At 68.8% G+C, this 6,878-nt stretch carries 8 protein-coding genes and 2 pseudogenes; 5 read left to right on the forward strand and 5 right to left on the reverse strand.

What is annotated here, in order from left to right; translation table 11 throughout:
- Window positions 1-314: pseudogene (locus FXN61_RS53835) on the reverse strand (hypothetical protein); the annotation flags it as partial.
- A 65-nt stretch (window positions 315-379) separates the two neighbouring features.
- Window positions 380-568, reverse strand: a pseudogene (locus FXN61_RS56810) (GntR family transcriptional regulator); the annotation flags it as partial.
- 22 nt (window positions 569-590) lie between these two features.
- Here FXN61_RS56810 and FXN61_RS45980 point away from each other — a divergent pair.
- From FXN61_RS45980 to FXN61_RS45995, 4 genes are read left to right on the forward strand one after another with little or no spacing between them, the layout of a single operon-like run.
- Window positions 591-1,481: a DMT family transporter gene (locus FXN61_RS45980; RefSeq protein WP_223165871.1), complete on the forward strand. Its 891-nt coding sequence runs from the start codon at window positions 591-593 to the stop codon at window positions 1,479-1,481.
- Between the two features lie 39 nt (window positions 1,482-1,520).
- Window positions 1,521-2,072 carry a DUF6939 family protein gene (locus FXN61_RS45985; protein ID WP_167980112.1) on the forward strand — a complete coding sequence of 184 codons (552 nt, stop codon included), beginning with the start codon at window positions 1,521-1,523 and terminating at the stop codon, window positions 2,070-2,072.
- A gap of 39 nt (window positions 2,073-2,111) precedes the next feature.
- Window positions 2,112-2,459 (forward strand): MmcQ/YjbR family DNA-binding protein, encoded by a 348-nt coding sequence (locus FXN61_RS45990; RefSeq protein ID WP_167980113.1) that lies wholly within the window; start codon window positions 2,112-2,114, stop codon window positions 2,457-2,459.
- The gene (locus FXN61_RS45995) at window positions 2,456-2,815 is read left to right on the forward strand and encodes a VOC family protein (protein ID WP_167980114.1); all 360 of its coding nucleotides are present in this window, start codon (window positions 2,456-2,458) and stop codon (window positions 2,813-2,815) included. The genes FXN61_RS45990 and FXN61_RS45995 overlap by 4 nt, the downstream gene beginning before the upstream one ends.
- Here FXN61_RS45995 and FXN61_RS46000 read toward each other — a convergent pair.
- The 3 genes from FXN61_RS46000 to FXN61_RS46010 are packed head-to-tail and all read right to left on the reverse strand — an operon-like array spanning window position 2,806 to window position 5,958.
- On the reverse strand, window positions 2,806-3,963 hold the full coding sequence (locus tag FXN61_RS46000) for a hypothetical protein (protein ID WP_167980115.1): 1,158 nt from the start codon (window positions 3,961-3,963) through the stop codon (window positions 2,806-2,808). The two genes, FXN61_RS45995 and FXN61_RS46000, sit on opposite strands and share 10 nt — an antisense overlap.
- Complete coding sequence (locus FXN61_RS46005) at window positions 3,960-5,432, reverse strand: WXG100 family type VII secretion target (RefSeq protein ID WP_167980116.1); 1,473 nt, start codon at window positions 5,430-5,432, stop codon at window positions 3,960-3,962. Before FXN61_RS46005 ends, FXN61_RS46000 begins: the two co-directional genes overlap by 4 nt.
- 7 nt (window positions 5,433-5,439) lie before the next feature.
- The gene (locus FXN61_RS46010) at window positions 5,440-5,958 is read right to left on the reverse strand and encodes a YbaB/EbfC family nucleoid-associated protein (RefSeq protein WP_167980117.1); all 519 of its coding nucleotides are present in this window, start codon (window positions 5,956-5,958) and stop codon (window positions 5,440-5,442) included.
- Window positions 5,959-6,033: 75 nt separating this feature from the next.
- Here FXN61_RS46010 and FXN61_RS46015 point away from each other — a divergent pair, with 75 nt between their 5' ends.
- Window positions 6,034-6,705 (forward strand): SDR family oxidoreductase, encoded by a 672-nt coding sequence (locus tag FXN61_RS46015; RefSeq protein ID WP_167980118.1) that lies wholly within the window; start codon window positions 6,034-6,036, stop codon window positions 6,703-6,705.
- The last annotated feature ends 173 nt before the right edge of the window (window positions 6,706-6,878 follow it).

Below are 6,878 nucleotides of genomic sequence, written 5' to 3' on the forward strand. Positions count from 1 at the left end.
CCGCGGTCAGCGAGCCCGCGGAACACGGTCGCGAGCGCTTCCTGGGCGCCCGCGCACACCGTCATGTCGCCGGCCCTGAGCTCGCCGCCGGCCTCCTTCGCGAACCACGCGCGCAGCTCTTCCTTGCCTTCGACCGGCACGCGCCCCCACGAGGCCGGCCGTCGCGCTGCCCTGCTGAGCGCGGCGCCGAGTGCCTCGGTGGGCTGCAGGTCGGGGTCGAGGTAGCCGCTGGACAGCGGGATGGCCTCGGGTTTCGGCACCGCGAGGAGGTTCGCCACGAGGTCCTCGCCCGGCCTGCCTTCGCCGAGCGCCACGGCCTGCCACGACAAGGTCCTGGGCCGGCCGCGGTCGTGGCCGAGCGCTGGGCGACGTAACTGCCCCGGCCGGGCCGCACCTCGACAAGTCCCTCCGCCGCCACGCGCTGGATCGCCTGCTGCACCGTCGCCGGCGAGGCGCGGTGCCGTGCCATCAGCTCGCGCACCGACGGCATGCGGTCGCCCGCGCGCCCGGCACGTGCCGCAGCTCTCAGGTCCTCGATAACGCGGACGGCTGCGTTATCCTCGTTCATGAGAGCCAAGAGTAACGTTATCGTGCCAGCGGGGGTAACACTCGGCGCGCTCGGCGTGCTGGGTTTCAGCTTCTCCCTCCCCGCGACCCGCTTGGCAGTAGCCGGACTGGACCCGTGGTTCGTCGCGTTCGGCCGCGCACTCGTCGCCGGCGTCCTGGCGATCGGCTACCTGGCGTTATCGCGCGCGCCTCTCCCATCAGTAACGCAGGTGCGCCGTCTGGTCATCGTCGCCGCGGGCATCGTGATCGGCTTCCCGCTCTTCACGTCCCTGGCCCTCACCACCCAAACCTCGGCCCACGGTGCCGTCGTGGTCACCGTGCTGCCCATGTTCACCGCGATCTGGGCGGTCGTGCGCGCTTCCGAACGCCCACCCGTCGCGTTCTGGCTCTCCAGCGGCGCCGGCCTGCTCGCGGTGCTGGCGTTCGTGGCCACCGGCGGCGGCTTCTCCGGCTCGCTCAACGTGGCCGACGTCTACCTGCTCGTAGCAGTCGTGTTGTGCGGCCTGGGCTACGCCGAGGGCGGCGCGCTCTCGCGTGAACTGGGCGGTGCCAGGACGGTCTGCTGGGCATTGGTCGTGTCGCTTCCCGTGACGCTCCCGATTTCCTTGTACACAGCGGACTTCTCGCGCGCCACAGGTGTCGTCTGGCTCAGTTTCGCTTACGTGTCACTGATCTCGATGTTCCTGGGCTTCTTCGCCTGGTACGCGGGCCTGGCCGCGGGCGGCGTGGCCAAGATCGGCCAAATCCAGCTGGCCCAACCGGTCCTGACCCTCATGTGGTCGGCACTGGTCCTGGGCGAACCGGTCGGCTGGCCCGCCCTCGCCACCGCGGCGGTCGTGGTCGTGTGCGTCGTTCTGACCCAACGCAGCCGTGTCACGTCGACCACCGCCGCCGTGGCCCAACCGGTCCGCTGACCGCCGAGAATTGTCAGACCCTCCTGCCATCCTCGAACCATGCCGATCGAAGTGGCGAGCAAGCGCCGCAAGGTGAAGCGCCCCGACGCGATGGTCATCGACGTGACCTCACGCGGCCCCGAGCCGTGGGTGCGCTTCAGCCCGTTCTACCCGCACGGCCAGATCCCGGTCCCGATGTCGCCAGGCGTCTTCAGCGAGTCGGTCGAGGGCGTCTGGCAAGCCCTGAAGGTCTTCGAGAGCGCGGACGTCGATCCGGCCAAGCTCGCTGTGACCTCCATGAAGGGACTGAAACGCACGGTCCGCCGCTTCGGTCAGGTCCGGGGCCACCGCGCGGGCCTGACCGGAGACCACCTTCTCGACTACCGCACGGCCCGCCACGAGATCTACCTGCCGACCTACCGCTGGGTCCTGGAAAACCACCTGCAGGGCCTCGTCGCGCAGCTGCACGACCTGGCAGAGTCGGCGGACGTCGTGCTGCTCGACTACACGACCAACGGCGACCCGGACGACCTGAGCACCCCGCTGTCCCACGCGGCCCTGATCGCCGACCATCTGAGGAGGTCAGCCCCGACCTCGCGCAGGGCGGAATGACCGGTTTTATACTGCGTGCTCAGGCTTTGGGGGTCGGCAGTGGCGACATCGAACCAGGAACTCTTCAAGATCGTGGACGCGCTCGCCGAGGTGCAGCGCTCCTCCGGTCAGCAGTACGACACGTTGCGCGTGCGGGGCAAGGTTTTCGGCTACTACTGGCCGCGCACGCAGACCGTCGGGCTGAAGCAGACGCTGTCCGAGCAGCAGGCGCTCGTCGCCGAACGGCCGGACGTGTTCGAGGAGCAGTTCACGGCGGGCGGTTTCGGCTGGGTCGTGGTGTACCTGGCCGGCGTCGAGGCCGACGAGCTCGCGGAGCTGGTGTTCGAGGCGTGGCGGTTGTCGGCGCCGGACGAGCTCGTCGCCCAGGTTCCGGACCTCGCGCGATGAGCAGGGTCAAGTTCGAGCTGCCCGCCGACGACCTCGCCCGTGCGACCAGCTTCTACCGCGAGGTCTTCGGCTGGTCGGCGCAGAAGCTGCCGTTCGAGTACGTGCTCGTCGACACCGGCGGTGACCCTGTCGACGTGGCGGACGCGGACGGCGGGATCTCGCCGCGGACCGAGTTCGTGCAGGGGCCTGTGCTGATCATCGAGGTGCCGAGCATCGACGACGTGGCACAGAAGGTCGTTCAAGCGGGTGGCACTCTGCTCAACGCCAAGGAACGCGTGGGCGACCACGGGTTCTCGCAGTACGTCAAAGACAGCGAGGGCACCGTGCTCTGCCTGTGGGAGTCGATTCAGGCCTGACGCCGGAGAGCCAGCGAGGAGCCGTCCGCGAACGTCAGCCTGACCACCGGCCGCGCGGGCACGCTCTGGCCGGCGAAGGGTGTGTCCAGCGACCGCACCGCGCCACGGGGAACCTCCGCGAAGGTCGTGAACACGCTGGAAGGCTTGGCCTCGAACAGGTGTGTCGGATACACCGCCGCCACGCGTTGGTCGCTCACCGCCAGCCGTGCGTTTCCCCGGCTGAACGCGAAGTGGTCGGCCAGCTGCACCGCGAAGCACGACGTGGCGGGCGCCTCGACCCAGTAGCCGAGTGTCGGGTCGTCGATCCAGTCCGGCGGTGACGGCGGCGCGGGCAGCGGCCACCGCGGCTTGTCCAGCTCCAACGGAGGCATCGGGCTCGCCGGCTCCCAAGGAACCCGCAACGACCCACCGACGACGCCACCCACGTAGCCGACGATCGGTGGCAAGCCGAGCACCAGGCGTTCGCCGGGCCGCAGCCAGAACTTGGTCAGCTCCCGGACAACGACCTCGTCATCGGCCACCGCCGGCCGGCCGAGCAGGAACTCGAAGCCGGAGCCGTCGACGAACGTCACTCGCCCCGGCTGAGCGTCGAGGATCTGAGCGCGCGGGAACTCGGCGACGACCCGGTACTCCGGCACGGCGACCGGCTCGCCTTCGAGGTGCTCGCCGTACTTCTTGCGGTTGTCGGCGAGGATCTTGCCGACCTCCTTGCCGAACCCGATCGCCTTGCCGAGAAACGAAGAAGGCTCTGCGGCCGGGGGAGCGACGTACCGCTCGGCGATCACCAGCCGTGCGGACGTCAAGGCCCACAAGCGATCCACCGGCTTGCCGGGTTCGAACCGGGCCAACGTCCGCACGGCGACGCAGTCCGGAGAAGGGCCGAACACCAGGTGATCGGCGGCAGGAGCCTTGTCGTCTCCCGAATCCCCACCGCCACCCAGCATCGTCAGCGCGAGGTCGCCCATCCCGCGGCCCACGGCCGAAGCTCCGCGCGTGAACAGGGAACGGCCCGGCGCTCCGAGCTGGTCGAGCCCGTCCACGGCGTAGTAGAAGGTCCGCCGGTACATCGCCCAGACCAAGGACTCGTCGGCCCGGCAGACGTGCTGCCGGGCGACGTGGCCGGGGCCGAGTGGCGCCGAGAAGATCACTCGTACTCGAATCCTCGGTTCATGGCGTCAGATCGCTCCTCGTCCGAGGACGGGTCCTGGCCCTTGTTGTAGCCGGCCTTGATGCCCTGCTCCATGGCGAGGCCGGGAGCGTTCTCCATGACTCCCTTGGTGACGGCCGTCGGCATGTGGGTGGTGCCGCTCATGCCTGCCATGCGCAGACCCGCCTCGGTGAGGTTCGTGGTCAGCGAGTCCGATCCGGCCCCGTCGACGCCGAACCGCTCGGCGAAGCGGTTGCCGGTCTTGGACGCCATCGTCGCCGGGTCCGCCTTGGTGACGATCTTGGCCAGCGGGTTGCCGTCGACCTTGCGCATCAGCCACTTCTCGGCCATGTTGCCGTCGCGCATGCCTTCCGCCTTCTCGACGAGCTTGCGCAGCGGGCCTTTGCGCAGCGCCTGCAGCAGGTCCTCGAGCTTGTCGATCAAGGGCTTCAGCTTGCCGAGCAGCTGCTTGACCTTCATGCCCAGTCGCGCCATCGTGCCGCCGACCTGGGCGGTGGTGGCCACACCCGCCGCTGCCATCGAGGCGCCCGCGGTGATCCACGAGGCGGCCAGCGCGGCCAGCCACTCGATGATCAGGCCCATCACCAGCTCTTGCAGGATGTCGATGCAGATCTCGACGAACGCGTCGAAGAGGTCGGCGGCGAGCTCCAGCATCTGCTGCAGGCCGCGGATCTCGTTCGAGAACGCCTCCGCGCCCGCGCCGAACTCGTCCATCTGCTTGCGGAACTTGTCGCCTGCCTCGCCGGTCCACGGCTGCGACGTCGCGGCGGCGCGGGTCTTCTCGTGCTCGCCGGTCTTCTGCACCCAGTCGGCGACCTTGCCCCAGCCGGTCCCGGTGCTGCGCATCTGCTCGGGGTCGCCGATCGCGGGTTCGAGCACGAGCTCGACGATCGGGCTGATCACGATGCCGATGAGGAAGCCGAGGCCGTTGTCGATGAACGACTGGCCGGGGCTCATCACGAACTGCAGCTGCTCCATGCGGGCGTTGACCGCCGCGATGGCGACGTCCGGCGGGCTGCTCGCCCGTGCGATGTCGCCGCCCGTGCTCGCCCACGAGCTGCCGTAGCCGGCGTTCTGCTCGAAGTCGCTCTTGCGGTTGCCGTTGCCCGCGCTGTTCAGGTCGGCCAGTGAGCCGGGACCACCGCTGGAGCTGAACTTCTGCAGTCCCTGGTTGATCGCGTCCTCGACGTCGCGGTACGTCTGAGCGGTCTGCTCTGTCCGTTCGGACACGCCCTCCAGGAACCCCTTGGCCTTGTTGGCCATGTCCTGGCATTCCTGCAGGCCCTCGAAGTACTTGAACGCCATCAGCTCGCCGAGCGGACCGAAGCAGTCGTCGCTCACCCTTGCCTGTTCGAGCAGGGTCGCCAGCTGTCCGAAGTGGCCTGCGGCCTCCTTCGAACCCTGGCTGTGCGCCGTGAGCGCACCGTCCTGCACGTGGAATCCCGTCATGCCCCCATCACCTCAGGATCGAGTTGCCGCCGAAGTCGTCATCGTCTGAGACCGGCGCGGGCCTCGGACGGTTCCCCGGTGCGGGCCGCGACACGTTCTGAGGCGGCGGCGGTGCCATGTGTTGCTGCTGCGGCGGCGGCATGTGCTGCTGTGCCGTGTTCTGGGGCGGCGCGTCCGGCATCATCACGCTCGAGTGCGCGTTGAACGCGTCCTTGAAGCGCTCGGCCTGGTCGCCCAGCACCGGCGTCACGGTGTCCTGCAGCATCTGCGCGGCCTGCTGCGTCGCCGCCCTGATCGTGGCGAGGATCTCCTGCTGCAGCTGCGTGTGGCTGTACTTCATCGCGTTCGGGCTGAGCTGCAACCCCAGCACGGCACCCGACGGCGCGACGGTGACGATGACGGAACCGTCGCCGCTGCGGGCCTGCCCGCGCAGCTCCGAGATCTTGTCCTTGAGCTGACCGGCCTTGGCGGCCTGCTCCTGGAACGCGCGGATCTTCTCCTCGAGCTGTGCCCTGCGGTCCGGCACGGTGACCCCTTCCCCAGTTCTCAGCAGGTCGCCACCACGCTAGCAACTTGACTCCAGGGCGATGGAGGTTGCACCATGTCCGATGTGAACGTCGTGATCACCGGTGGTGGACGGGGCTTCGGACGCACGATCGCGCGGCGGTTCGCCGCCCAGGGCGACACGGTGGTGGTCACGGCTCGTGATCTCGCTGCCGCGCAACACACCTGCGATCCGTTGCCCGGCGCGCACGCGCTGCGGTGCGACCTGACGGACTCCGCGTCGGTTCGGCGCTGCGCCGAGCAGGTGGGGGAGCTGCTCGGGCACGTCGACGTGCTGGTCAACAACGGGGCCGCGTTTCTGTCCAAGTCCGAGGCGGACGACGACGCGATCGTGCGGACGATCGTGTCCGGTACGGCGGGAACGGTGCTGATGACCGAAAGCTTCCTGCCGCTGCTGCGTCGTTCCGAACGCGCGGACGTCGTGACGATCGTGTCGCTGGAGGCCGAGTCACGCAGCGATCCCGCTCACATCGCGCACGCGGCGTTCCACGCGGCCAAAGCGGGGCAGGGCCGGTACGCGGAGATCATGTCGCAACGGCTCAGGCCGGAGGGCATCCGGATGATCTCGTTGTATCCGCCGGACTTCGACAACAACGACGACGCGCCCCGCGACGGCGTGCTGACCGGGCAGTCCGTGGCCGACTGCGTCCTGTTCGCCGTGAATCAGCCACGAGACTGCTTCATCCGCTCGTTCCACTTCGAGCCCTGATCACTGTCCCAAGTGGCTGAATCTTAGGAAGTACTTAGCACGCACTGGAAACCTCGTCAGCAGGCAGAGCTACAACGCCGATCTGAAGGGGGATTGTCATGATTCGCAAGCTGTTCCCGGTGGCCGCGGTCACCGCGGCGGCTGCGGCGCTGCTCATCGCGCCGGCCGCGTCG

It is taken from the genome of Lentzea indica (genome assembly GCF_012184385.1).
In the GTDB taxonomy this organism is placed as follows: domain Bacteria; phylum Actinomycetota; class Actinomycetes; order Mycobacteriales; family Pseudonocardiaceae; genus Lentzea; species Lentzea indica.